The sequence below is a fragment of the Kribbella sp. NPDC043289 genome (genome assembly GCF_056436705.1).
Genome location: NZ_JBWKCB010000002.1, coordinates 1,307,579 through 1,334,299, shown reverse-complemented (window position 1 = coordinate 1,334,299; position 26,721 = coordinate 1,307,579). Strand labels below are relative to the sequence as shown.

The window sequence follows — 26,721 nt, the reverse complement described above, 5'->3', positions numbered from 1 at the left end:
GTATGGCGCTGAAGCCTCCGTCCACCGCGGCGGCCCCCACCGGCCTCCGGCTAGCTCGTCAGCAATCGATGCACCCACCGCTCGTCCAGCCGATGCCCACACTCGTCGTCCATCCTCAGCGCACGCCGACGACACGACCGGACGAGGCCGCAAGCTGGCTGGAGTGACGTGGAGTGGTCGCGGACCGTATGCTCGACGGGATGGCTGAGGGTCATGAGTTGCCGGAGGGCGCCGAGGGGGCCGATCCGTGGTCGGCTGTTCTGCCCGGGCAGGAGCTGGTGCCGGCGTACCTTACGTCTCCACTCGCCGCGCAGTACCGGGCGATCGTCGAGGTTCTCCTCACGGAGCAGGACACCAGCTTGACGGGCTTGTCGTACGACATGGTAGATGAGGGAGTACGTGCCTACCTTGCCGAGCGAGTTGCCGCTGACGTTGCCGGCCGGCTGCTGGATCCCGCCATACTGCACCTCGATGCCCGCCTCGAGCGGCTGGAACAGTGGCAGGTCATCACCCGCTGGCAGGAGCCGGCCCGCAGCGGTGAGGATTTCCTGCGGCGACGCGACCGATACCAGCTCACGCCCCGAGCGGCGAGCCTGCACACGTTCTGGGCCTCGGCCGATGACGTCGAAGAGACGGCCGGCGATCTGACGCTCGCGCCGCGGGCGATCCACGACCGGCTGATCGCGTTCGCCGGTGCAGTGCGGCGTGAGGTCTACACAGAGGCGGCCACCGAGTTCCAGCAGATCTCCGCGCTGCACCTCGCGATGGCAACGGCAGCTCGCAGCTGGCAACGCACGCTCGCCCACGCCCTGTCCGGTGGACCTGATCCGGCCAAGCAGGATCTGCTGTGGAACACGTTGCGCGCGTACGTCGGCATGTGGGGCGAGCAGGTCGACGTCCACAGCCCGGGCATCGCGGAGCAGATGCACCAGGTTCGTCCGCTGCTCACACCCGAGGTTTGGCGAGCCTGCGTCCGCGCGGCCATCGACACCGACGTCGACGATCAGGTCGTCGCGGATCAGGCGCAGCGGTGGGCGCACACCTGGGACGCACTCTCGGTATGGTTCAGCGGCGAGCACAGCCAGGCCCGCCGCCTCCGCCGGCAGCTCCGCAACCTGGTTGCCCCCTGGGCGCGGAACATGAACATCCTCCTCGACACCGGTGGCGCGGTAACCCGCCGGGCCGAGCTGCTGCAACTCGCGGCAGCGATCGAGCGAGCGCCGGACGACGAGGCCGCCTGGCAGATCTGGGACACCGCGGCCGGGCTCTTCTCTGCTCGGCACCTGCTCCTGATGCCCGAGTCCGCCGATGACCACGGCCTGAGCTGGCTCGACGCTCCAGCCGCGCCGGTCACCGCGCGGTTCCGCGAGCACGGACAGCGAGCCGCGGTGGGACAACGCACGAAGGTCCCGAACTACGAGTTGGGCAAGAAGGCTGCCCGGCGTGCGCGGCTCGCGGCTCTGGCCGCTCGCAGCGCGGCCGAAGCCTCACTGCGGCAGCGTTCCGGAACGAGCTTGTCGACGTGGGGCGAGATCAGCGAAGCGGAACTCGATCTGCTGCTGGAGTACGTCGGTGTCGCGCGGCGATCTCCGGCGAACGTCTCAATAACCGGTGACGGCCGCTGGCGGATCAGCCTGCGCAAACCACCAGAGCCCGCGGACACCACGGTGATCCTGTCGGCGAGCGGCCGCCTCGCCACGCTCGACTGGCACTTCGAGATGGACCCGGCATGATCCGCGACAGTACGGCGAGACAGGCCGCCTTCACGTCATTGCTCCGTTCCCCGGTGCTCGACCGGCGTACGCACCCGGAGATCTGGCCACTTGTCCGCGCGAACCGGAACACTCTGACCGAATGGTTCGCACACCGGCTCGGCTACCGACTCGTGGTGACCGACTCCGCCGCCCGGCTGTTCCGCCTGCCGCTGGACGGAAGCGTGCTCGCCCCCAACCGCTTCCGGCCGCCACCACGCCGAGTACTCGTACTGGCGATCCTCGCCGCGGCCGCCGCGGAGGACGCCGAGGACATCACCACCACCCAGGACCTGTCCGATCGAGCGCGCGCACTCGCCGCCCACGACGACGTGGCGCTCCAGCCGTACGATCCGGACCGGTTCGCCGAACGGATGCTGTTCATCAAGGCCGTACACATCCTGGTAGACGCGGGCGCCCTGCGGCCGACCAACCGCGATGACGAGGAGCAGCGCGAGGGCTGGGCACACCACAAGAACTCGGTCGGCGGCGCGTACGAAGTACGGCGCGAACTCCTGCTCCGCATGGTTGATCCTGAGTCCCTGCGAGCAGCACTCGGTAATGAGATTGGAGTACCCAACGAATCCGGTGCGCGATTCGGTCTGATGCGCAGACTGGTCGAGCTCCCGGTTCTGCTGTACGACGACCTGACCGAGGCGGAGCGCATCTACCTGAACAGTCAACGCCATCGAGTGCTGGCGTGGTGTACGGAGATGACCGGTTGGACCGCGGAACAGCGAGCCGAAGGCATTGCGCTCGTGGCGGCCGGCGAGGACGAGACCGATCTTGCGTTTCCGGGACTGCGCGCAACAGACTTCTTCGCGCTCGTGGTGCTCGACGAGCTCGTCCGGCGGCACGGCATCGGCACGCGGTTCGATGAGGGCGACCTCACGACGGCCGCCGAAGATGTCAGGACGCGTTTCCCCAAAGCCCTCACGAACGAGCTCAAGCCGCCCGGCGCGGTCGAGGCGACAACCTTGGAGATCCTCCTCGCCCTGGATCTGGTCCGCAGCGCGGAGACATCTTGGTTCTTGGCACCACCCGCCGCGAGGTTCCGCGACCCGACGATCGTCGCAGTGACAGCGCGGCTCGACGATGGAGGTACGGAGTGACGTTCGACGGCCAGAGCGGCGCGCGTTGGCTCAGTGCCGCATTGTCCGGCGACCTGCCCAGCCCAACGCGAGAGCGCTGGCAACCGCTGCGCGTCGGAATCGTCAACCTGTGGGAGTACGACGATGCGGAGTTCTGGTTCGCCGACGGGCGGCTGGTGCTGCGCGGTGGCAACGGCGCCGGCAAGACCAAGGTGCTCGAACTCACGACTCTCATGCTCTTGCGCGGCGAGATCCAGCCGTCTGTCCTCGATCCGTTCGGCTCGCAACACCGCACGATGCGGTTCAACCTGCTGCCCAGCGATGACGACGACGATCCGCGACCGCCCTCCGACGCAGGTCTCGGATACGCGTGGGTCGAGTACGGCCGCATCGACGAGTCCGGCCAGCAGGCGTACTTCGTCTGCGGACTCGGTCTGAGCCTTCGGCGCGGGAGCGGTACGTCGTCCCCTGCCCGCTGGCACTTCGCCACCGAACTGCGCCCGGGTCAGGACTTCCGGTTCGTCACCGGGCAGCGGCCGCTGGACAGGAAGGATCTACTCAAGATCCGCGGCATCGAGTATCTCGACAGCGCGACGAAGTACCGGGCCAAGCTTGCCACCGAGCTGTTCGGTCTCGGCCCCGACGGCTTCGACAACCTCACCGAACTGCTCAAGCAGCTCCGTCGGCCGAAGCTCGGCGAGAGGCTGAACCCGGTAAGCCTGGCCGAGACGCTGCGGGCCGCGTTGCCGCCGTTGGCGAACACCGAGATCACCCAGCTCGCCGACGGCTGGGACAACCTCGAGAAGCTGCGGAAGTCGGTCGAGGAGATCCGTACGGCGGCCACCCGGGTCGCAACGTTCACCCGCACCGGTTGGCTCCCGTGGGCGCGTACGGTGGTGCGGCTCCGCGCGGATGCGTTCACATCGGCCACCACCAAGCTGGACAACACGACAAGAGCGCGACGTTCAGCCGAGCAAGCACTCGAGGAGGCGCGGAAGCTCGTAGGTGACCTGAACGAGGAGCTCGACAAGACGAAGCGCCGACGGACGGACCTGTCGACGGAGCTTCGCGAACTGCAGGACAGCCAGGCCTATCAGGACGCGGTCAGCGCAGCCGATCGGGTGCGCTCACTCCGCTCGAGCCTCGGTTCGATCAACGAGCAACAGACCGTCGTCGACAGCCGTCGGGAGGACGAAGAGGGTGAGCTGGCCGAGCAGGCGGAGGTTGCGGCGGAGGCAACCGGTAAGGCCGAGAAGGCCGAGGGCGCGGTCGACGAGGCAGCCGCCGGGGTCGCGGCCCTGGGCCGGCCGATCGGGCTGCAGGACTCCGCCGGACGCCATCTGCCCGCCCGTGACCTGGCCGGACTGCGTTCGGATCTGACGGTTCGATCCGAACGGTTCGGCAGACTGCGAGCCTTGGGCAACAAACATGCCAAGGCCGAGAGCGATGTCGATCAGGCCGCCGAGCTGCTGGAGAGCCGACTGAAAGACGTTGGCGAGGCCAACGACGCACTAGTGGAGGCGCAACAAGAGCTGGACAACGCTGTGGACGCGCTCCGCACGCAGATCCGGGACTGGAATCTCGGCACCACCATCAGCACAGCAACCGACGAAGAGGCCGAGGATTGGTGCGATCTGGTGTCCCAACTGGTCGACTCCGGCGACAAGGTGACACCGGCGACCGCCATCAGGCGGCATCTCGACGAGGCCAGGGAGACAATCCGTGGGCGACGGACAAGCCTCCTGCACCAGCGCACCGGTCTCGTCGACGAACAGGCCAAACTGAACAGCGACCTCTCGAAGGCACTCGAGAACGTCGAAAATCCGCCGAACCCGCCCGCGCTCTGGCAACGACGCGAGCGCCCCGACACCCAGCAAGGCGCTCCGCTCTGGAAGTGCGTACAGCCTCGAGCCGACTTCGATTCCCATCAACTCGACCGGCTGGAAGCAACGCTCGCCGCGGCTGGTTTGCTCGACGCCTGGCTGCTGCCCGATGGAAGCCTGCTGTCCCCCGACGGCATCCCGACGGACACCGTGCTGCTCGCCGGTCCAGAGCCGGGCACTTCCAACCTCGGCCAGATCCTCGAACCCACACCAACGGGCGGCGTGACGGAATCAGCTGTCAACAAGGTGCTGGCAGGTATCGGTTGGTTGCCAACGGCCCCCTCTGATGAAGATGTGACGCGGACCTGGCTCGCTGCGGACGGCACCTGGCGCTGGGCATCGCTCGCCGGCCGCGCCGAGCCGATCCAACCGGCGTCCTATCTCGGAGCCACGGCCCGCGAAGCCGCCCGGCAGCGTGAGATCGCCCGGGTCGAGGCACGGCTGGGTGAGCTCGACGTACTTCTGACCGCGATCGACGAGCAGCTTGGAACAATCGCCACAGAGCTGTCGACCTTGCAGGCCGAGGCGGACCGGATTCCGCCAGAGCTTCCAGTCACCAACGCAGCTGAACGGGTCCGTGAGCGCGAGCGGCGGGTCGCTGACTGCGATCAGAAGGCAGACGGAGCCCGACGCCAGCACGAGAAGAAGCAAGTCGATCGTGACGGTGCCTGGGCGGAGTTCACCAGGTACGCCGGAGACCACGCGTTTCCGGTGCACCACCTGGACAGCTTCGCCGAGCATCTGAGCGGCTACCGCACCGCTGTGGACAGCCTGGCCGCGAAGGTCGAGGTTCTAGGTGTCCTGCAGGAGCAGCGGAATCGTGCCGACGCAGCTGTCGGCACAGCGCAGCGGCGGCTCGAAGGAACCCAGAAGGAACTTAACGGTTTGCGCGACCGGCTGAGACAGATAGAGGTCAGGCTGCGCACCGCAGAGGAGGCGTTGGGACTCGACGCAAGAGCGCAGCTCGCCCGCCGGGACGAGCTCGACGAGTTGCTGACCAAGGCCGAAAACCTGGTCGACGAGATCAACACCCGGGTCGCGGACGCGCGGGTCGAGGCAACCCAAGCCGAAGAGACCCTCAATCGGCATGAGGAGAACCGGCAGGCCGCGGAACAGGTACGCGACGCCGGCATGGCGGCGTGGTGGGAGACGTACGACGCCGGCCTCGCGGGCCCTGCCGGGTTGCCCGAACCCGAACGCCGAACCGTCGAATCTGCGCGTGAATCCACCAGAGCAGCGGTGCGCGAGCTGAGCGTCGCCGGCGACCCAGACCGAGCCTGGCGTTCGTGCGACCGTGCACTCGACGCGCTTCGGCAGGACCTGCTCCCCAACCGTGACGCGCGGGTGATGGAGTCCGACGTCGACGGCGCTCTACCGCGGGTCATGATCCTGGCCGACAGCAGCTCGAGCTGGCAGGAACCATTCGCGGCCGCGGATCTGCTGGCAGACCAGGTACGGCGGCAGGAGGAGTCCTTCGACGCCGAACAGCAGCGCGTACTCGCTACGCTGCTCGGCTCGACGTTCATCGAGCACCTCAAGGACCGGCTCGACTACACCGCGCGGACCTTCACCAGCATCAACAGACAGCTCGCGAGCCACCCGACCCGGCATGGCAACGCCGTACAGCTCAAGTGGGATCCGGACCCGAGTGACCAGGACACCGGGAAGGTGGTGGAGGCGCTCACCCAGGGGTACCACCTTTTGACCCCCGAGAAGCAAAACGACGTACGGGCGTTCCTCGCACGGAAGATCGACGAGGCCCGGGACGACGCGTCAGCCGACGGTACGGCGGACTGGCGGGAGCAACTGTCTGCCGCGCTGGACTATCGGAGCTGGCTGCGGATCTCGTTGCAGTACAGACCTGGCGTGACCAGCAAGTGGATGCCGTTCGATGCAGCCAAGCACGGAGCGAAGTCCGGTGGTGAGAAGGTCGTACTCCTTTCCCAGCCGTTGTTCGCAGCGGCAGTCGTCGCCTACAACGCCGCAGCAGATCACGCGCCACGCTCCGTCTGGCTGGACGAGGCGATGACCGGCGTCGACGAGGAGATCAAGGCCTCGTTCATGGGGCTGACGGTGAGCTTCGACCTGGACGTGATGCTCACGGCGCACGACGAGTGGTGCAAGTACCCGACCGTAGCCGCGGTCGCCGTCTACGACCTCGCGCGTCACAAGGGACTGCCTGGCGTCGACGCGATCCCGTATCTGTGGTGCGGTGGCGAGTGGACAGCTGTCGACGTCGGTACGGCCGATCCTGCCGCGGACGAGCTGTTGGTCGAGGACGGGCTGTTCGCGGACGTGGACGATTGATGAAACCGCTACCTGCCGCGCTCGCCGACTGGGTACGCCGTCCCGGACCGGCCGCCGTACTGAGCGCGATCGTCGTCAGGGCCCGACGCGGTTTCAAAACCGAGGAAGGCTCTCTCGGCACCGTCGTCCTGACCGAGACGGAACGCCGCGACGTCGCTCTTCTCCTCGGCACGCCATGGGAGGTGTCGGGACGACCGGTCCGCCTTCAGGATCTGGCGGCGCGGCTGGGCGAGCACGGTCTGTCGGTGCGTGAGCTCGCGGAGGCATCCCAAGGCGGGGCCATCGAGCCGGACAGTGCGGGACGGGAGCGTGCAGCCTCCGCGGCGCGGCGGGAACGCTCAGCGGCCACGTCGATCCTGGCGGACGCCGGAGTCGATCCATCGATCATCGACCAGTGGCTGGACGACCGAGGCCTGCCGAGACCGGGGACCGGCGATCTGCTCGCCCTCGCAGAACAGGTTGTCGCCGTCCTTGCGCAGATCCGGCGTTCCGGCCGCCGAGTCTGGCTGGCGCAACTGGCAGCGGATGTCTTCAACAATGCGCACAAACTCGACGCCGACGAACCCATCGGCCGAGCTGTCGCACGCCTCGCCGCCATCATCCACGAGCTTCCCCGTCCCCAACGCGCGGGCCGCGACTGGCGTGCCGCCTGGGCGAGCATCGGAGTGACGTGCGACGCGATCTCCTCCCGGGTGCTGGTACTCAATTTGCCCCTCGAGGGCGATTCCTCCGCGGCGCAGCTCGCCGCCGGCGAGCCGAGCTGGCTGACGCTTCGCGCACTGACAAGCGACTGGCGCGTACGACGTACACCAACCGTCTTCGTCTGCGAGAACGTCACCATCGCCCAAGCCGCCGCCGACGAACTCGGCCGCAACTGCCCACCCCTGGTCTGCACCGACGGAATCGCCTCCGGAGCCGCCCTCGACCTCCTCGCCGGCCTCTCCACGTGCGGCTGCATCATCAAAGCCCGAGCCGACTTCGACCAAGCCGGCTTCACGATCGCCGACCAAGTCCTGTCCGTCGCCCCCAAGGCACAGTCCTGGAGGTACGACGCCGAGACGTACGCAACTGCCTGCGGCCACCCCCAGCAGCCGTCGACAGCCCAAGATCTCGCCGCGACACTGCCCGGACTCCGCGCCCGCTACGACGAGCTCCGAATCAAGATCCACGAGGAACGCCTGCTGTCCGGCCTGTTGACGGACCTCGCCGCGGCCAAGTCAGCTCAAAGCTGAGGCGGTCGCGCGACGTACTACGCACGGCGATCGCGGGGTGCGCTCGATCTCGCCCAGAGCCGTGCAGCACCCTGCCTGCGGGTGATCTGGAGGACCCTACGCGCGTTCGACGCCGGCCCCCCAGTCGCATCGTACGGGCACTCAACGCACCTCCCTACGCACCTCAATCAGCGCGAGAAGATGGTAAGCGGTGAGCACCGGTGCGCACGACACCACCCATGAATCCATTACCAGCAAGGGGCGTCGCGCATCATCGGCAAACGGTGATCAGCCTCAGCTGGAATTCAGCGGGTTCGGGGTTCGAGTCCCTGGCGGCGCACAACAGCCCAGGTCACCAAGGTGTCCTGGGCTTCTTCATGTCTGTAGGTCGACCTTTTGCCAGAACCGATCGTCAAGGCGAATCCGGACCGCCAACCTGCGACCTTCATCTGATCGTGACTGTGCGTCACATCACATCTGTTCGCATCGTTCCCGAGATCCCAAGTTCTCCGCGGTGTGCACCGTTGAGCAGCCAACCGTCATCCCGGTTGGAGGCATAGATGTCCAGACCGCCACTACGGCCGCCGAGCAAGCCTTGCTCAAGAAGTTTCGGGACCGGACCAGGACCAGTCAGTCCGGCGAGCGGCTTCGGCCGCGGCGTACTCGCGGCCGGCCTGGTCGGTGCGGGTCCGGAGCTCGGTACGGCGCCGCTTGGCGGCGGCTGCGGTCTGCGGGCGCGTGGTGGCCTTACGTGCTCGTGGGGTGATGGCTTGTGGGGTGGCGGGTTGGGTGCTGCGTACGACGCGGGGTTTGACGGGTGCGAGTTGGGCGGGTTCGCCGTACTCGTCGACGACCCCGAATCCGACGTGCCGCAGGGCGCTGGTGAGCTCCCGCACCGTGCGGCCGTCACCGGCGTCTTTGGCCTGTTGGCGACCCGGTTGCGGGCTTTGGTGAACTCCTCGGGTGGCGCACAGATCATCCGGCCTCTTCAGCAGTTCGTCCACGGGTGAAGGGATTCGAGAACAGCATCTCCTCGAACTCGTTGAGGGCGAGACGCACCGCTCCCACGGCGGCCGCGCTCTCGCCCAGAGGTGAGACGACGACGCGCGGTTCGAACATGCACACGCGGGCGAGTCTCGAGCGGATCGCCTCCGCCGCGATGTCACCGGCGACGACCACGCCACCGCCGACGACCACCACCTCGGGATCGACGGTGATCACGAGGCCTTCGATGGCCTCGGCGAACTCGTCCGCGAAGTCGACGACCGCCTTGCGGGCGTCGGCCTCTCCTCGCTGTGCCGACTCGAAGACTGTCAGCGGATCGATCCCGAGCATTTCGTCGCGCGGGAGTTTGTCGACTCGTACCCCGGTGAAGCTCACGAGCTTGCGGTAGGCATCGACCAGCCGGCGCCCGGACTCCGGCGGAATCTCCCCCGCGGCCCCGTGATGCCCCAGCGGTGAGACCCCATCGATGAGGTACGACGATCCGATGCGTCGCCCCACGTGGAGGTACACGGCACTGCTGCAGCCCACAGCTGCGCCGGTCCAGTACTCGGCGAGGACAGCAGCGCGCATGTCGTTCGCGACACGGACCGGGACGGGGACGAACGCTCCCAGCATCTCGGCGATACTGCGCCCCTCCATCTGCGGGATGGTGGAGCGCACCACCTGACCGTCGGCGCGCGCGATGCCGACCGTCGCAGCGGCCGCGGCGAGGATCTGTGCAGGACCCCGATCGGCAAGGCGTAGCGCTTCGGTGATCGTGGTGCGTGCCCCAGCGCTGCGCTCCGCCGCGCTCGCGCCGTCAGCCACGGGATAGTCCGCGCGCCCGATCACTCGTCCCGCCAGATCCGACACGAGCGCTCGCACCCAATGCCGGGCGAGATCGACCCCGACCACACATCCGGCCTGGGAGTCGAACGTTATCGTCCGAGCGGGACGGCCGGCCGAACGACGGCCGGGCGCCGCCGGCTTCGGTGCCGCGGCAACCAGCCACCCGTGCTCGACCAGAGCGTCCACCACGTCCTCGGCGGTCGGACGCGAGATACCTACCGTCTGCGCGATCTCGGTCACCGTGTACCGGTCGCCCGCGGTGACCTCGCCAGATCCGGCCGCACCGCTCGCCTGCGCGGCGTAGAGCAGCCGCAGCACGGCGGCGACGTTCAGCTTCCGCAGCGCGGAGGGGTCCCCCGCGTGCCCGCCACCGACACGTTTGATCGACATAACCAATCTCATTTCTGAATCGCCCAAGCGCTCACGATCGCCCAAGGATAGAGGAAAGAGCGAAGGGTTGACAGCACCTCAGGCCGTTGCCAGACTACTTCAACCGCCCATTATTAAACTTTTTTGGATAATCGTCGCGCACTGTGTCGCGCCGACGGGCACGCCGCAACCCCACTCAAGAAATGAGACATCCGTGCGTACACAACGGCGTAGAACGCGGTACCTGGTCCTGGGCACCCTTGCCGCGGCTGCCATCGCACTCACCGGCTGCACGGCCGGCGCACCTGCCTCGTCCGATTCCGGCGGCGACGTCACGCTGACGTTCCTCGTCTCGGAGTCACCGAACCTGACCCCGCAGTACTGGGACGCCGCCATCGCCCGGGCGTCGAAGGCAGTCCCCGGCGTCAAGATCAAGAAGGTCGTCGGCGAGAACACCCCGGCGTACGCACAGCAACTGTTCGCGTCCGGGCAAGCACCCGACATCTTTGCCGCCGGCATCGCGAATGGCCTTGCGCAGAAGGGCAAACTCGCCGAGTACAAGCGCGACGAGCTGGAAGCCGCCGGCATCACCGACTTCAGCTCGGGCACCATCAACGGCAAGTTCTACGGCATCCCCACCGGCGCGCAGGCGATTCCGCTCGTCTACTACAACAAGGACCTCTTCACGAAGGCCGGTATCAGCGGACCGCCGAAGACCTACGCGGAGCTGCTCGAGGACTGCACGAAGCTGAAGGCCGCCGGCATCTCCCCGTTCGAGATCGGGGGTGGCGGCAAGGACACCTGGGCGACGTCGTTCGCGCTCAACGCCACCGTCTCGGCCGATGTCCTCGTCGCCGATCCGGCCTGGTTCCTCAAGCGCGAGAAGGACGAGGTGAAGTTCAGCGATCCGGCGTTCGTCGGCGCCGCGGAGAAGGTCGCGAAGCTCATGAAGAACGGTTTCACCGACCCGGACGGCATGACCCGCACCTACGCCGACCTCGAGCAGGCTTTCCTCGCCGGCAAGGCGGCGATGTATCCGATGGGATCGTGGTTCACCGCCGCGGCTGACGGCAAGAAGCAGACCAACATCGGCGTGTTCGGCTGGCCAGGCGACAACGGCAAGCTGGCGTACCCGGTCGTGACGGGCGCGGGCATGAACGTGAACGCGAGTTCGAAGAACGTCGATCTCGCCAAGAAATGGGCACTGGCGTTCGCGACCGACAAGCAGAACCTGGACTCCTCGGTGACGACCGACGGCGCGATCGTGACGGTGAAGGACTACACGATCCCCGCCGGCGTGGGGGCGCTCTACAAGGAGATGGCAACCGGCTACGACGCGGCCGTCGCCGCGAAGGCGACCGTCCCCGCGTGGGGGAACATCACCGGCGACGGCGCGCTCCCGCCGGGCTTCAGCGACAAGATGATCGCGGCGAACGTCGACCTTCTCACGGGCAAGACAACGCCCGAGAAGTTCGCGAAGTACCTCGACGACCAGTACGCCGCCGCCCAGAAGTAGGCGCAGCCCGCCTCGGGACGGGACGGACTCCGACCGGAGCCGTCCCGTCCCGTCCCGAACGAGATCATCGAGAGGCGAGGACCGCCATGAACACACATCCGAAGCGCAGGAAGATCATGCGCGATCCGCTCCACTTCCTCTTGTTCGCGCTGCCCGGCGCCGCGCTCTACGCGGTGTTCGTGCTCTGGCCGCTGCTGGTCGCGTTCGGGTCGAGCCTCACGAACGAAGACACCTACCGGGTCACCACCTCGTTCGTGTGGCTCGACAACTACGCGCGGCTGCTCTCCGATCCGGCCTACCTGCAGACCTTGGGCAACACCGTGATCCTCACGATCATCTGCATCGTCGTGCCGAACGCGATCGGGCTCGGGATCGCGATCCTCCTCGACCGGAGCGGATGGGTCTTCAACGCGATGCGAGCGGTGTTCTTCGTGCCGGTCATCCTCTCGTCCGTCGTCGTGGCGGTGATCTGGCAGCTGATGCTGAAGGACGACGGCCTGATCAACTCGGCCCTGCACTCCTTCATGCCCCATCCACCGGGCTGGCTGTCCGATCCCTCTCTCGCTCTCTACAGCGTCGGTGCGATCGTCGCGTGGCAGTCCGTCGGTGTGTGCGTGGTGTTGTACCTCGCGGGCCTGCAGAGCGTTCCCAAGGAGCTCCTGGAAGCGGCAGCCATCGACGGCGCCGGTCCCGTGCGTCAGTTCAGGGCAGTGACCTGGCCGCTGCTGGCGCCTTCGGTCACCATCATGACCGTGCTGTCGATGATCGGTGGCTTCAAGATCTACGACCAGGTGAAGGTGATGACCAACGGCGGACCCGGCGTCGGCACGACATCGACCCTCGCGTTCGACGTCGTCCACACCGGCCTCGACGCAGGCGCTGTGGGGTACGCCGCCGCCAAAGCCGCCGTGATGTTCCTCATCATCGCCGTGATCTCGCTGTTCTCGATCCGGCTGATGCGCAAGCGGGAGGTGGACCTGTGATCATCGAAGAGTCGCCCGATGTCGTCGAAGGCACGGCGAAGGGCACGGCGAAAGGCACCCCGGACCACGCTCGCCGCCGCAGGAATCGTCGGCGCGGTGTGCAGACAAGCGGTGCCGGACCGGTTCGCACAGGTGTCGCGCTGGTCGTGACCGCGATCTTCATCTACCCCATATACCTGGTCGTGCTGAACGCGTTCAAGACGCAGGACGACATCTACAAGTATCCCGGGCTTCCGGTGCTACCGCTCACGGTGCAGAACTTCATCGACGTGTTCACGCGTCCCGACGCGCTGTTCTGGACCGGCCTGATCAACAGCGTCCAGATCACCCTGATCGGCACCGTCGTCTCCACCGTCGTCGCCGCCATGATGGCGCACTACATGGTGCGGTCGTCCAGCTGGTTCGCGAAGCTGATGTGGATCACCATCCCACTCGGGCTGATGATCCCTCAGGCGACGACCCTGTTGCCGCTGCTGCACATGCTGCGGGACTTCGGGCTGATCGGCTCGGTGTTCGGCCTGATCATCGTGTACGTCGCGGGGAACCTGCCCTTCGGGGTGCTGGTCTTCACGGGGTTCATGCGGACCATCCCGAAGGGGATCGAGGAGGCTGCCGCAATCGACGGCGCGGGTCCCGTCCGCACGTTCTGGGCGATAGTGTTCCCGCTGCTGCGGCCGGCAGGAGCAAGCGTCGTCATCTTCCTCGCGGTCGGGCTGTGGAACGACTTCATCACTCCACTGATCATCCTCGGACCGGCCAGCGGAAGCACGGTCACGGTCGGCATGTACCGCCAGATCAGCGAGCACGTGTCCAACTACGGAGCCGTGTTCGCCTACATGGTGCTCGCGACGATCCCGATCGTCATCCTGTTCGTCTTCTTGCAGAAGTACTTCGTGAAAGGTCTGCTCAGTGGTGCAGCAAAGGGATGACACCGTTGCCGGCAGCACGCGGGACATTCGGCTGGCCGTGGTCGGCGCCGGAATGCGCGGGCATGCGTACGCGACGGAGGCCGCCGGGCTTCCGGGCGTCGAGGTCGTCGCGGTCGCCGACCGGAACCCGACGACGCTCGACCGCTTCGCCGGCCGCTTCCCGGACGCGCAGACGTTCGACGACTGGCGCGACCTCGCCGCGCTACCGCGGCTCGCCGATGCGGTCATCGTGGCGCTGCCCGACGAGCATCACCGCGACGCGAGCGTAGCCTTCGCCGAGGCGGGCTACCACATCCTCCTGGAGAAGCCGATCGCGACCAGTCCGGAGGACTGCGACGACATCGAGAACGCAGCGAAGGCGAACGGCGTCAGCATCACCGTGTGCCATGTCCTGCGGTACACGGCGTACACGAAGCAGTTGCGCAGGCTCCTCGATGCCGGCGCCATCGGCGAGGTCATGCAGATCGAGCACCTCGAGCCGATCGGCCACCTCCACTTCGCGCACTCGTTCGTCCGCGGGAACTGGGCGAGTTCCGCCACCAGCCACAGCCTGCTGCTCGCGAAGTCGTGCCACGACATCGACTGGCTGCTGTACATCATGGGACGTCCGGTGCAACGGGTCACGTCCTTCGGCTCGCTTGGGTACTTCCGCCCCGAATCGCAGCCGTCCGGTGCGTCCGAGCGCTGCGTGACCTGTGCGGTGGAGTCCTCGTGCGCGTACTCCGCGGTGCGGTTCTATCGCAGCGGCCTGAACAACCCCGGCTCCGCGGAGGAGTACAACGCTCTGGTCATGGCTGGTGAGGTAACACCGGAGGCCATCGACCGTGCTCTGGAGACCGGTCCGTGGGGCCGGTGCGCGTACCTCTGCGACAACGACGTGGTCGACCACCAGACTGTGCAGCTCGAGTTCAGCGACGGGCGCCTCGCGAGCTTCAGCCTCGCGGCCTTCACCGAAGGCAGCAACCGCAGGACCCGCCTGTTCGGCACTGCCGGACAGATCACCGGCGACGGGCGGACGATCAGCGTCTATGACTTCCGCACGCTCCGGACGACCGTGTACGACACCGACGAACTCGGCTTCGATGCCGCAGCGGGTCACGGCGGCGGCGACCGGCAACTGGTCGAGACGTTCGTCGCAGCGCTCCGCGACGACTCCCCCGATCGTCTCAGCACGAGTATTGCCGAGAGCATGGCCAGTCACCGCGTGGTGTTCGCCGCCGAGCACGCCCGCCGCACAGGCAGCGTCGTATCCCTGGCTCCTACCCTCGCGTGACCAGCTCCTGTCGCCCCGGGCATTCGGGGGGAGCAATGATCGCAACCGGACGCCCCCAGCCGGCCTGTAGACGGAGCCTGGCATCTGCCCTCAGGCTGCCGATGCCAGGCTGCTGCGTCACGAGGACCGGCCACCCAGGTTGACTGCCGGATCGCCGGTCAGCCGCCGGCGGGTGCTGGTCGCAGCAATCATCCACCCCGGTGGTGCGTCGCCGGGTGGCCTTGTCGACCACGGCCGCCGCGACAAGGCCACCCAGTTGTCGATCGGTGCGACGCACAGCCACGGCTTACGTGATCGGCGGACGTCGGTGCGGCTGGAATCCGCAGCGCAGGCTCGGCGCGCGAGGAGGTTCGCAGAGCTGTCCGATGAGCGTCTGGTCTTTGGGTCGGCCGGGTAGCTCGATCGTCCGCGGACGCCAACAGAGGCGTCTGCGGTGGCGGGAGCAGTCGCCGCATCGGGGTAGGTCGGCGTCAGGTCGAGCTCTCCGAACCTCAGGAGTTGAGCGTGACGCGCTGCGGGCCGAGGCGCGTGTACTGCCGCGGCCGGCAGTACACGCGCCCAATCCCCGGTGTTACCTTGCGATCGTCAGCGGTCCACGACGTTGATGACGGCGAGCGGCTTGACCGGCGTTCCCGCGACCGTGCCGGTCACTGTGAACCACCCTGGCTTCGCGACCTGGTCCGGGGCGACCGGGTCCCAGGTCACGTCGACCGGGGTGGAAGTGCCGTCGCTGTAGACCGCGTTGGTCTGTACCGGCAGCACCGGGAGCACGCCGGGCTTGGTATCGACCGCAACCGGCTTGAAGTCCACGATCGCCTTCGCCTTCGGCGCCGTGTACACACCGAACTCGGCCAGCCCGCATTCCGCTCCGCTCGGGTTGTAGTAGACGTTGTCGGGATCGATCGTGAACTTCACCCAACTGGTCGTCACCGGAGCGTCGAGCTTCACGATGTTGTCCGGCTGTCCGTCCCACTGGATGCCGGTCACCCGCTTGCTGCCGCCGTCCCATTCCAGGAGGCCGGCCACGATCTGGTTGACCTCGTGGCCACGGTCTACGAGGTTCACATGGTCGATCGTGACCGGAGCCGGGAACTGCAGCTTGATCCACGGGCTGCGGTCGGTCTGCTTGGCTGCCCAGGACGTCGCCTTGCTGCCGTCCGTCGCCTTCGGCCCCAGGTAACGGTCGTCCTGATCGTTGCCGTCCGGTACGCCGCTCCGGTCGCGGACCGAGGAAACGGTGACGCTTGCCGTACTCGCGATGTTGTCGCCGAGCGCGGTGAGTGCGACCGGGTTCGATTCGACCGGTACGCCGTCCAGAGTCACGACCGCCTTCGCAGTGGCCTGGAACGCGCTGGCGATCGGATCCTTCAGCACGATCGTGTTACTGCCCGGCACCGCTTGGAGCCGGCTGTCGCTGAGGACGTACTCGGTCTTGGCCTGCGACAGGTTCGCCTTCTCGCCGGTGTTGAGCGTTCCCCCGATCGTGCCGATCGTCGGCTCGTTCACCTTCACCGAACTGTTGCTCAGCGCAAGCTTCACCTGCTTCAGGAACGTCGGGAAGGACATCCGTCCCGACGCATCCACAGCTGCGTAGAAGTAGTCCTCGGCCCGGTACCCGCCCAGCTCCGCCGCCACAGTGACCCGTGCCTTCCCGGCCGTGCCGGACGACAGGACCCGATCGGCGCCCACAGCCACGACGGCAGGGTTGTCGCTGGTGACCCTCAGGTCCGCGCCCCGCAGGTCGAGAGGTGCTCCTAGGAAGGACGAGCCCTTGACATCGACCGTCGCCGTACGGCCGTCCGTTCCGGCCTGAGGCTGAAGCTTGATGCTGCCGAGGGCGGTCAGGTCCCGCAGTGAGTACACCCGGACATCCAGTACGTCGACGGGACTGCCACCTTGCCCGCCGCCGGGGAACGAGACCCGGACATAGCGGGCACGCACGCTCGGCCTGGTGGGATCGACCGGGTAGTTGTAGTAAAGGCCGTCCTGCTCCCAGCCGTAAAGCGTCGTGTCGCTTCCGGGTACGGCCAGTGTGTTCCGGGCGGTCGGCAGGCCGCCGCCGGACACGGTGTTCGTCTCGTTGCCGGCGGTCCAGTGCTCGCCGTCCTCGCTGTACTCGATCTTCACCTTCTTCGGCACGTTGTAGTACGTGACGTTGTCCGCGTTCGGCATGTGGTGGTTGAAGTAGACGTTCACCCGTGACAGGTCCTGCATCTTGCCGAGGTCGTAGGTGATGGCCGCGTTGTCGTCACCCGCCGGCGCCGACCACTTGGCCAGGTTCCCGCCAGTCCGGTCGTTGATCACCCCGTCGGACAAGAGCTTGGCGTGCGCACTGTCGGCGGTCACCTTCGGCGTGATGCCCGCGGCAACGTCGGCGTCGGGGAGCAACGTGAGATAGTTCCGCGTCGAGGTGTACGTCTTCCCGTCTACGATGACGTCGGCCCAGTAGCTGTACATCGTCGGCGCCGACACCTTGCCGGTGAACCGCATCTCCTTGCCAGCAACAACGAACGGTGACTGGTCGGCCGGGATCTCCGTGACCGTGATCTTGCCCGCGGAGTTGTCCCGACGGCCGTCCACGGTCGCGTAGTGGAACTTGACGTTCGACGCGTCGAGGATGTCGACGTCGCCCCCCTTGCGGGTGTAGCCCTTGAACGCCACCGGGATGTCCCTGTCGGTGCCGAACTGCCCCCAGAACTGCGCGCCGTCCGTCAGCAGGTTCACGCCAACCAGCGGAAGCGCCGCGGAGATCGCCCGGTTCCGGACCTCGACCGGGTAGCTGTCCGTCATCACCTGCGGGCGGTTGACGCCGTCGTCGTACGTCGCGGTCACGGTGATGGCCGTCGAACCGTCGCGATGAGCCCGGACCACGCCGGTCGACGCGCTGACCGTTGCCACGCGCGGGTTACTGGTCGTGTACTTGAGCTTCGCAGGCGCGAACACGTTGGTGTAGTTGTTCATGTAGCTCTCAGCCCGCAACTGGAGGCTGTCCGGCTCGGTCTGACTGCTGAAGAGCTTGACGCTCGTCATCTTGTACTTCCGGACCGGGCTGGCGGTCTGGATCTTGATGATGGTGTCGATGGGATCGGTCGTTACATCGGAGGTGTCGATCGTGACGTAGTACCTGCCGTTCGACGTCTCCGTGGTGAACGGGAGCGAGCTGCCATGGTTCAGCCACTGGACCTTCTGGACCGGGTAGTCGAACGGGCCGATGTGGCTCATCGTGGTCTGCCCGGTGAAGCCGACCTTTGCAGTGCCCCCGATCTGGTTCCTCACCATGTGCATGTACACGTACTGGTCGCGGGACATCGCGTAACCCCACTCGGGACCCTGGCCGTGGGCGATCGCCTTCTGCGGGTCGGTGTACCAGCCGGGCTGCACTGTGTAGTCCATGGTGTACGGCGTCGTACCGTACAGCGACTCCCGCAGATCGGGCCCACCCCCATTGTCGATCCACTTCACAATCGACGAACGCATGTCCGAGAGTTGCTGCGAGGAGATCGGGACCATCGAGAAGATGTTGGTGTTGTCCAGGTTGCTGCTCAGGTTGTCCATGCCGCGGCTCACGGTGATGGAGGAGTCGTAGTTCATCACATAACCGTGGCCGTACTGGTTGATCAGTTCTTTGGTCGCCTCGGCCCAGTCGTCGCGTTCGTTACCCTTGGCGTACTGCGTCCAGACGTCGAGTGCGGTCGTGTACGGGTCGTTCCACTCCTCGTGGGCGACCTTCCGGCCTTGCGGCTTGATTCCGGTGATCCAGCCACCGTCGGTGTACGGCTCGCTGTTCCAGAACGGGCGCTCGTGCAGTGTGATGTCCTGGTCGCCGGTCTGCGCGTTCGGGTTGGCGTCGACCAGCACCCGGTCGTTGTAGTTCCGCGCGGAGCTCCAGGCGACGTCCGGGTTCGAGTAGCTCTCGGGTCCGCCGTCGGCGAAGACGTACCAGGGGTTGTACCGCGCCACCAGGTTCTGGATATCGCTCTCGAGGATCTGGGAGCCTTCGTACAGTGAGGAAACGTAGACGCCGAACTTCAGGCCGTAACGCTCGGCGGCTTGCTTGGCCTGCTCGACACGGTCTTTGACGTGCCAACTGCCGTCCGCGGACTGGTACAGGGCGTTGTACTTGTAGAGTTTGTTGGAGTTGTCCGGGGTCAGGTTCGCGTTCGGCGAGGGCCAGAAGTAGATGGTGTTCTGCAGGCTCTCGGTCGAGAGCATGGTCATGCCCATCTCTTTGGCGGTCTGCGCCCACTCGTCGTAGTTGAAGTTCGGGTCGTACAGGTTCGGCATCGTTCCGGTCGTGTGGGACAGCGCGGCCATCTTGCCGTCGATGAACCAGTTGACCGGGTTCGTCTTGACGGTGATGGTGTACAGCTTCGTCGTCGTGGCGCCGTTCGCGTCGGTCGCCTTCACGGTGAAGGTGTAGTCCTTGCGAGCGCCACCATCGGCGCCTTTGGCAACCGTGCCCTCGATGTGGCCGTCCGACGCCAGCGTCAGACCGGGCGGCAACTGACCGTCCGCGACGGTCCAGGTGTAGCCAGGGCTTCCGCCGCCCGCTTGGAAGGTGAACGGCGCCGCCTGCGGGGCGATACTCGATGTGTTCCGGTTCCCGTCGATCGTGGCGACCATGCCCACATACGGGTTCTCGTCGTACGCGTACGGCAGCGTGTTCGACGGATAGTCGTTGGCCGGAACATCCGCGTTCCGCATGGCGAATGCCTTCCGGTCGACGTCCAGGCCTTCGGTCACGATGCTGAGCCGGTTGTCCGCGGTATTCGGCCCGGTGACGGAGTAGGTGAGGCCGGCTACGACGTTGCCGCCGCCGTCGCTGATCCGCGTGTAGAAGCCAAGGAAGTTCTTGTTCTTACCGGGGTTCTTGTGCTGGATCTCGATGACCAGCTTGTTCCATCCCTGGTTCAGCTGAATCGGGTACTTCGTGCCGTCCTTGCTGATCCGGCTCGCGACCTGCGTCTGCTGCCCGACCGCGGCATCGTTGGCCAGCAGCCGGTAGAGGCCAGATCCCCCGACCTGCCACTGCACGCTCTGCGCGGTGGGGCTGTAGACGTAGGTCGCGGCCGCGACCCACTTGTCGAGCGTCGACTGCCCTTGCTTGACGTCGAAGTAGCCCATCAGGTCGTTGTAGTCGTCGTAGTTCCGGTTGAAGATCCGGTCGTCGAAGTACTGCCAGCCGGACGTGTCCTTGCCGATCGCGTCCGAATCGGCGTAGGGCCCGGACACCACCCATTGGTTCAGGTAGGGCGCGGTTCCTCCCGTCTGCGCCGCCTGTGCTTGCGGTTGGGCGAGCACGCTCGCACCGGCCGCCAGCGCAACCGCGGTCAGGGCCGCGAGTACGCCGTACCGGATCCTCCGTAACCCCTTCATGGGTGCCTCCACCTTCGAATCGGTCGTGACTAGGAACCGGAACCTGGTGTCGTCGTCGAACCACATCGGGAAGTTCGTGTTCCCCACGGTGTTGTGCAGGGCCGATACAGATGCCGTCGTCCGGTTCGACGACGCGGACCGGCCTCGGGCAGCGACCGGCCCCGTCGATGGCCAGCCGTGGAAGCCCTCACCATCAGTCCTCCCTCTGGTAGCCGATACCGGGCTCTGTAGGAGCGCGCACCAGGCCGTCCGGTCCGACGGCCGGTTCGCGAACGATCGGGTTGGTGTGGACGAGGGACTCGTAGTACGAGGTGTTCGGAATGGCCATGCAGAGGTGGGCGTTGACGATGTCGGATCCGTGCACCTCGGCGCGGAGCTGGAAGCTGTCGGCGAGGTGCGCGATCCGCATCGCGCCGGTAATGCCGCCCTTGTACTGTGCGCTGGTCCGGACGTAGCCCGCCGTACCGGCGGTGATGAAGTCCGCGACGTTCATGTGCGCGCCGTCGGAGGTCTCGGCGACCAGCAGCGGTACGTCGACGCGCTCGGCGAGGCGGCGGTACGCGGTGACGCCGAACTCACGCATCGGCTCCTCGTACCAGGTATATCCGACCTCGGACAGGGCCCTTCCGACGTACACGGCGTCAGTGAGATCGAAGCCTGCGGAGCCGTCGTACATCAGCGGGACGTCGTCGCCGACATGGGCGCGCAGTTTGTGGCACAGGTCCGCGTCGGCGCGCGCGTCGCCCCAGGCATGCAGCTTGATCGCCTTGTACCCGGCCTCGAGGCACTGGTCGGCGATGTCGAGATACTCCTCCACCGACCCGAACGTCACCGTGCTCGCGTATGCCGGGATCGCGTCCCGGAAGGTACCGAGGAGCCGGTGAACCGGGAGGCCTGCCGCCTTTCCGGCGAGGTCCCACAACGCGATATCGACCAGGCCGAGCGCGTAGATCGGAAGCTCCTCGATCCGGTCCAGCTCCCACAGGCGATGCCACAACAGCTCCCGCCAGAGGGGGTCGCCGCCGATCAGGTCCGCCCGGATCCGGCGCTCGACGAGGTCGGCGACGATGCGCCCGCGGCGAGTCCGCGCCTCGCCCGTCAGTCCCTCGTCGGTGTGGATCCGCAGGATGCCGCCGACGACCGGTCCCTCCGATCCCGGCAGCCCGGCACGCCACCGGAACGGCGGCTGCGCCGGCAGGTCGACCAGGTCCAGGGTCACGTCTGTGATTCGCATGTCGTCCTTCAGATCGGGAAGAGCGGTACCCGCCACGCTGGATGCTTCTGATCTATTTGGTCAGCGCTCGGTCATTAGAGCAGATCCATAGGGTTGACGCAACGCATCGCCGTGGACATACTCAGTCCACTTCGAACGCCTACTGCAGCGACGATGCGACGGCTGATCAAGAAGTCCATCGCTAGGCCGGGACCCCAATCACCTCACAAAGAATCAGATCTATTCTGTCTAGGAGATCGATAGTGAGACGTAGAAGAACCACCGCGCTGGCAGCCCTCGCGGCGATACTCGCCGCCTCATTCCTCGTCGTACCGCCCAAATTGACGGCGTATGCGCAGCAGGCGACCGGCGGCGCTCCGTTCATCAACTCGTGGCTGGTGTCGGGTCCGTTCGACGCGCCGGTGGCCGACAAGGTGTACGAGTGCGAGGTCCCGGAGCAGGTCAACTACGCCCAGCGTGCATCGTCGATCACGGCGTCTTCGTCAACGCTGACAGTGAACCCCGTGTCCAATCTGGTCGACGGAAGCACCAGCAAGCAGTGGGTGACGGAGAACGACTCGAGTCCGTGGGTGAACTTCAGTTGGAACACCCCGATCTCGCTGAACGAAGTACGCATCGCGCAGTGGGGCGACGGCCGGCACGTGAACAACTGGTACCAACTCACGTTCACCCTCGCGGATGGAAGCTCCATCGAATCGGGTCGGCTGAACAGCACCTCGTCCAGCCCGTCATCGCCGACGATGTACTCCGCCGATCCCGGACTCACGAACGTGGTCGGGATGAAGATCGAGATCGACAAGGGCCGTACGCCGTACCCGTCGATCACCGGGATCTCCGAGGTCGAGGTCTACAACCGACCGGTGCCGGTCGACGGGAAGACGCCGATCACGCCTCAGCTGGGCGCGGCCTTCGGCGCCGGGAGTGAGCACCACAACTGGGAGTACTTCGACGATCGGCTCTACAACCGCAACTACGACGACTACCAGGACCTGTACGGGTACTACGCGGTCAAGAAGGGCGTCGACACCCGGAACAAGTACGTCTACGCGAGTACCTACGTCTACAGCCCGGCGGCCGAGGACGCGTACTTCGACGTCGGCGCCAGCGGGTCGTATCGGGTCTACGTGAACGACCGCTGCATGACGCCGCCGAGCACCCCGGTCGAAGTACAGAAGGACCTCACCAAACAAGCGGTCCACCTGCAACAAGGCTGGAACAAGCTGCTGCTCCAGATCAAGCACACCTACACCGAAGACGTGAACGCGAACGGCGTGCCGATCGCCAAGGATCAGAACGTCGCCTACCTCGGGTTCTACGGAAGGGTCGCCGATCAGAACGGCAACGCGGTCGGCGGACTGACGAGCTCGGTCGCCGGGCCGGCATCCACGCTCCAGATCGTCTCGGGCAGCCTGTCGACCGGCGACCCACTCAAGATCCCGTTCCCACGGAACAACATGCCGACCGGTTACCGGGAATGGCCGTACGTGTGGAACAAGTCCACGTCGACGGCGAACCACGGGGTCGCAGCGTCGGCGTTCCAGTTCATGGCCGGCGGGGGCGCCCCGGGTTACAGCTGGAAGATCGTCGACGGCCAGCTGCCGGACGGACTGGAACTCAACCCTGACGGCACGATCGCGGACGGCCTCGTCAACGGAAAGGCCGACCTCAACAGCACGAAGGGCATCATCAGCGGTACCGCGCCGACGGGCGACTACGACTTCACCGTCCAGGTCACCGACAGCGCCGGCGCGACGGCGACGAAGACGTTCACCACCGCGGTGCAGGAACGCCCGAACAAGTGGTTCGAGCAGGGCCGGGTCAGCGCCCTGACGCACGCCACGCCGACGTACAACTACTTCGTCGACCCCAACTACTCGGTCGATCTCTGGGCCGCGAGAGCGAAACGCGAAGGACACTCCCTGGTTTCGGTCGAGGCACTGCAACAGAACTACTTCTGGCCGTCGAAGTTCGCCGACCCGAAGCACATCAGGCAGCTCTACCTGCCCAAGGACGCCAACGGTCAGGTGGTCGACGGCTTGAAGCAGTACGAGCAAGCTGTGAAGCGGTACGGGATGAAGTTCGGGTTGTACTACGCGACCGAGGGCGGCGGCCTGCAGCACTACTCGACCGATGTGTTCGTGCAGAACGTCGAAGACTTGATCGGTCGCTACGACCCGGCATACCTGTACTTCGACGGTCCGCAGGCGATGCCCAACGCGAACTACGACGTCATGTACAGCGCCGTCCGCGACCACAGCAACGACATCGTCATCGACTCGAACGCCTGGGGCGAGGAGTACGGCGACCCCGACCTGCGTACCGGTGAGGCGTCCGGCATCTACTCCAACGCCGCCCCGAATCACCTGGTGAAGCGGACCCCGATGGAGCCGTGGAAGATGATTCGCACGAAGAATCAAGTGTCGCCGTACTACGGCCAGCGCGACGACTTCCGGCAGGTCGCCCAAGAGATGATCATGAACGCGGGGCGCGGGTACGTCGACAACAACGACCAGACCGTGATCGACAGTCGCGGCCCCAACTGGGACTCCCCCACCGAGATCGCCACCAGATACCCGAAGGGCGTGCAGGAGTTCATCGACGTCCGGGAGAACCTGGCCGATTGGTTCGCGCCTGCCGGCCTCCCGGAGCGGCACGAAGCCACCACCGGTACGACGCCGTACTTCCTGGCGGGCTACGGCTATCAGGACGACGGTCGCGGCAACTACGACAAGTTCGCCTTCCCGAACAGCACGACCGGGCCGCGGTGGGGATACGCGACCGCGCGCGACAACGACATCTACCTCCATGTCCTCAAGGGACCGGACAACAAGGTGGGCTTCGACGCGATCCCCGGCCGGACACTCACCATCAGCCCGGTCAAGGACCGGGTGACGTCGGTGATCTGGCTCAACCGGAATCTCCCGGTCACCTCGTTCAGCCAGACCGGCGACAGCCTGACGATCAAGCTCGCCGGAGTCCAGGAGGACCCGATCGACACGATCGTCAAGATCGTCACCGACAACCCGGCGCGGACGTACAAGCTCACGAACGTCGTCGCCACCGGCGAGCAACTCTCACCGCGGGTCCTGCGGATCCGCCCAGAGGGGTATATGACGTACCCGGCCCTGAAGGCCAGCCTCTCAGCGGTCCGCTACACGAGTGCGGCTCCCGGCATCGCGAAGGTGGAGCCCTCCGGAGTCGTGACCGGTGTCTCGAACGGCACCACCACGATCACGGTCACAGGTACTCACGAGGGCGTCACCAAGTCGGACACCTTGAAGGTGTCGGTCAAGGACGGCGTGGCCTCGGTCGGCGAGGACATGATCGGCGCGTCCCTGCTGGTCGGCGGCAAGGAGGCGTACGGCGAGTTCGGCCTGAACGGCGGGCTCTCGTACCAGCTCGAAGGCCGTTCCGCGAAGGGCGGCGCGATCGGGCTCGACGCTGCTCGGATCACCTGGCGCGGTGGGATCGTCGATCTTGCCGGCGGCAACAACTACACACCCGTCGCGATCAAGGAAGGCGGCTTCACGTTCACGAAGAACAAGATCGTCACACCACCGGTCGACAGCCTCACCAGAGGAGCCGTGTGGGCAGAGGTCACGCTCAACGGCAAGACCGTCACCACGAACCGGGTCTTCCTCGACCTGCAGCCCTACCGAAACCTCGCGAAGGCGGCACAGATCACTGCAGGCACCGACCAGACCGGTGTGGACACGCTGATCGACGGAAAGACCATCGATGCGACGCATTTCGACAGCCTCAAATGGTCCGCTCCGACCGGCACACCCACCTGGATCCAGTTCGAACTACCGGCGACGTCCGAGCTGTCGAATCTCCAGCTGACCTTCAACACACGAGATCAGCGATACCTGAACACGCCGAAGACGATGACCATCCGGACCAGCGTCGACGGGGCGACCTGGAACGACGTCAGTACCGTCAACGGGCCGACCGGCAAGGCCTACTTCGGTGTCGACAACCAGTACCCGTTGAACGTGCGGGGCAAGTATGTCCGGCTGACGTTCGACGGAGCCGCGAACGGTACGGCGATCGACCTGCTCGAGGCGTCCATCAACGGTAAGTAGGTTTGCGTCGGGGTGCCTTGTCCGGCCGGGACAAGGCACCCGGACATTTCACTTGGCGCTGTCGGCGGAGAACATGCGGGTGTGGATCTCCTCCTTGAACTGCGCCAGCGTCGTGTCGACGTGCTCGATCATCAGCGACACCGCCCGCTGCTCGTCTCCCGACCCGATCGCCGCGGCGATCGCCGCGTGCTGGTCCGCCGCCACCACGGTCGAGCCACCTGCCATCCCCGCGAGCCCGATCACGCTGATCTGCCGCTGCAGCCGCTGGACGGAGTCGACACTCGCCGACAGGAACATGTTCGCTGAGGCGTCCCCGATGGCGCCGTGGAACTTCTCGTCGGCCCGGTTGAACGCCTCCAGGTCCCCCGCCGCTGCGGCATCCACCGTCAACTGTGCCGCCTCGCGCAACGCCTTCACCTGCGCCGGAGTCGCACGCCGCGCGGCCAGTTCCGTCGTCTTGGTCTCCACGAACCGGCGAAACTCGAAGATCTCCTCGACCTGACCGAGGTCGGTCGGCAGAAAATGCGACAACGACTCCCGCCAGAGCGCACCCTCGGGCTGGGCCACGTAGATTCCCCGCCCCATCTGCACCGAGATCCGCCCGAGCGCGGACAGGATCTTCACGGCCTCCCGGACGATCGTCCGGGACATCCCGACCGCCTCCGCCAGATCCTTCTCGGTCGGCAATCGGTCACCAGGCTCCAGGCGCGCCCGGACGATGTACTCCAGGATCCGCTCCGCCGCGATCTCGTACCCCGGGCGGTAGCCACCCTCGGCAGCGCCATGCTGCTCCGCAGACAACTGCTCGGACCGGCCCGGCATCACGTCCCCAATCTCCCGCTGACACACCGGATCCCAAGATACTTCACATCCACACGCC

The 26,721-nt window shown here is 66.2% G+C and carries 14 protein-coding genes and 1 tRNA gene; 10 read left to right on the top strand and 5 right to left on the bottom strand.

The features are described 5' to 3' along the window. Positions 1–200 precede the first annotated feature (200 nt). The 5 genes from AC0662_RS18160 (at position 201) to AC0662_RS18140 (ending at position 8,583) form a co-directional block, all read left to right on the top strand. Complete coding sequence (locus tag AC0662_RS18160) at positions 201–1,733, top strand: DUF2397 domain-containing protein (protein ID WP_478301848.1); 1,533 nt, start codon at positions 201–203, stop codon at positions 1,731–1,733. Next, positions 1,730–2,863, top strand: coding sequence for a DUF2398 family protein (locus AC0662_RS18155; RefSeq protein WP_478301846.1), 1,134 nt, complete (start codon positions 1,730–1,732; stop codon positions 2,861–2,863). The genes AC0662_RS18160 and AC0662_RS18155 overlap by 4 nt, the downstream gene beginning before the upstream one ends. Beyond that, positions 2,860–7,032 (top strand): TIGR02680 family protein, encoded by a 4,173-nt coding sequence (locus AC0662_RS18150; protein WP_478301844.1) that lies wholly within the window; start codon positions 2,860–2,862, stop codon positions 7,030–7,032. Before AC0662_RS18155 ends, AC0662_RS18150 begins: the two co-directional genes overlap by 4 nt. Further along, on the top strand, positions 7,032–8,264 hold the full coding sequence (locus AC0662_RS18145) for a DUF2399 domain-containing protein (RefSeq protein ID WP_452195440.1): 1,233 nt from the start codon (positions 7,032–7,034) through the stop codon (positions 8,262–8,264). The genes AC0662_RS18150 and AC0662_RS18145 overlap by 1 nt, the downstream gene beginning before the upstream one ends. A 240-nt stretch (positions 8,265–8,504) precedes the next feature. Beyond that, positions 8,505–8,583, top strand: a tRNA-OTHER gene (locus AC0662_RS18140). Positions 8,584–8,842: 259 nt separating this feature from the next. Here AC0662_RS18140 and AC0662_RS18135 read toward each other — a convergent pair. Both AC0662_RS18135 and AC0662_RS18130 read right to left on the bottom strand, forming a co-directional pair. Beyond that, the gene (locus AC0662_RS18135; RefSeq protein ID WP_452195438.1) at positions 8,843–9,139 is read right to left on the bottom strand and encodes a hypothetical protein; all 297 of its coding nucleotides are present in this window, start codon (positions 9,137–9,139) and stop codon (positions 8,843–8,845) included. A gap of 79 nt (positions 9,140–9,218) precedes the next feature. Further along, the gene (locus AC0662_RS18130) at positions 9,219–10,466 is read right to left on the bottom strand and encodes an ROK family protein (RefSeq protein WP_452195436.1); all 1,248 of its coding nucleotides are present in this window, start codon (positions 10,464–10,466) and stop codon (positions 9,219–9,221) included. Between the two features lie 193 nt (positions 10,467–10,659). Between AC0662_RS18130 and AC0662_RS18125 the strand changes: the two genes are divergently transcribed. The 4 genes from AC0662_RS18125 (at position 10,660) to AC0662_RS18110 (ending at position 15,146) form a co-directional block, all read left to right on the top strand. Further along, complete coding sequence (locus AC0662_RS18125) at positions 10,660–11,961, top strand: ABC transporter substrate-binding protein (RefSeq protein WP_452195434.1); 1,302 nt, start codon at positions 10,660–10,662, stop codon at positions 11,959–11,961. 86 nt (positions 11,962–12,047) lie between these two features. Continuing rightward, a complete protein-coding gene (locus tag AC0662_RS18120) occupies positions 12,048–12,944 on the top strand; it encodes a carbohydrate ABC transporter permease (protein ID WP_452195432.1) in 897 nt (298 codons plus the stop codon). Further along, complete coding sequence (locus AC0662_RS18115; protein WP_452195430.1) at positions 12,941–13,873, top strand: carbohydrate ABC transporter permease; 933 nt, start codon at positions 12,941–12,943, stop codon at positions 13,871–13,873. The genes AC0662_RS18120 and AC0662_RS18115 overlap by 4 nt, the downstream gene beginning before the upstream one ends. Then, complete coding sequence (locus tag AC0662_RS18110) at positions 13,854–15,146, top strand: Gfo/Idh/MocA family protein (RefSeq protein WP_452195429.1); 1,293 nt, start codon at positions 13,854–13,856, stop codon at positions 15,144–15,146. The genes AC0662_RS18115 and AC0662_RS18110 overlap by 20 nt, the downstream gene beginning before the upstream one ends. A gap of 585 nt (positions 15,147–15,731) precedes the next feature. Here the strand turns inward: AC0662_RS18110 and AC0662_RS18105 are convergent. Together AC0662_RS18105 and AC0662_RS18100 are read right to left on the bottom strand one after the other, a co-directional pair. Beyond that, on the bottom strand, positions 15,732–20,522 hold the full coding sequence (locus tag AC0662_RS18105) for a DUF7402 domain-containing protein (protein WP_478301840.1): 4,791 nt from the start codon (positions 20,520–20,522) through the stop codon (positions 15,732–15,734). Positions 20,523–20,715: 193 nt separating this feature from the next. Beyond that, entirely contained in the window at positions 20,716–21,756 is a 1,041-nt protein-coding gene (locus AC0662_RS18100) for an enolase C-terminal domain-like protein (RefSeq protein ID WP_478301838.1), read from the bottom strand. 242 nt (positions 21,757–21,998) lie between these two features. Here AC0662_RS18100 and AC0662_RS18095 point away from each other — a divergent pair, with 242 nt between their 5' ends. After that, positions 21,999–25,841, top strand: coding sequence for a discoidin domain-containing protein (locus AC0662_RS18095; protein WP_478301836.1), 3,843 nt, complete (start codon positions 21,999–22,001; stop codon positions 25,839–25,841). A gap of 48 nt (positions 25,842–25,889) precedes the next feature. Here AC0662_RS18095 and AC0662_RS18090 read toward each other — a convergent pair whose 3' ends face one another. Further along, positions 25,890–26,663 (bottom strand): FadR/GntR family transcriptional regulator, encoded by a 774-nt coding sequence (locus AC0662_RS18090; protein WP_478301934.1) that lies wholly within the window; start codon positions 26,661–26,663, stop codon positions 25,890–25,892. Between the last annotated feature and the right edge of the window lie 58 nt (positions 26,664–26,721).

Excerpts from the sequence above, each read along its gene's own strand:
- AC0662_RS18160 (WP_478301848.1), top strand. The coding sequence starts at position 201 with ATGGCTGAGGGTCATGAGTTGCCGGAGGGCGCCGAGGGGGCCGATCCG.
- AC0662_RS18155 (WP_478301846.1), top strand. The coding sequence starts at position 1,730 with ATGATCCGCGACAGTACGGCGAGACAGGCCGCCTTCACGTCATTGCTC.
- AC0662_RS18145 (WP_452195440.1), top strand. The coding sequence starts at position 7,032 with ATGAAACCGCTACCTGCCGCGCTCGCCGACTGGGTACGCCGTCCCGGA.
- AC0662_RS18130 (WP_452195436.1), bottom strand. The coding sequence starts at position 10,466 with ATGTCGATCAAACGTGTCGGTGGCGGGCACGCGGGGGACCCCTCCGCG.
- AC0662_RS18120 (WP_452195432.1), top strand. The coding sequence starts at position 12,048 with ATGAACACACATCCGAAGCGCAGGAAGATCATGCGCGATCCGCTCCAC.
- AC0662_RS18105 (WP_478301840.1), bottom strand. The coding sequence starts at position 20,522 with ATGAAGGGGTTACGGAGGATCCGGTACGGCGTACTCGCGGCCCTGACC.
- AC0662_RS18100 (WP_478301838.1), bottom strand. The coding sequence starts at position 21,756 with ATGCGAATCACAGACGTGACCCTGGACCTGGTCGACCTGCCGGCGCAG.
- AC0662_RS18090 (WP_478301934.1), bottom strand. The coding sequence starts at position 26,663 with ATGCCGGGCCGGTCCGAGCAGTTGTCTGCGGAGCAGCATGGCGCTGCC.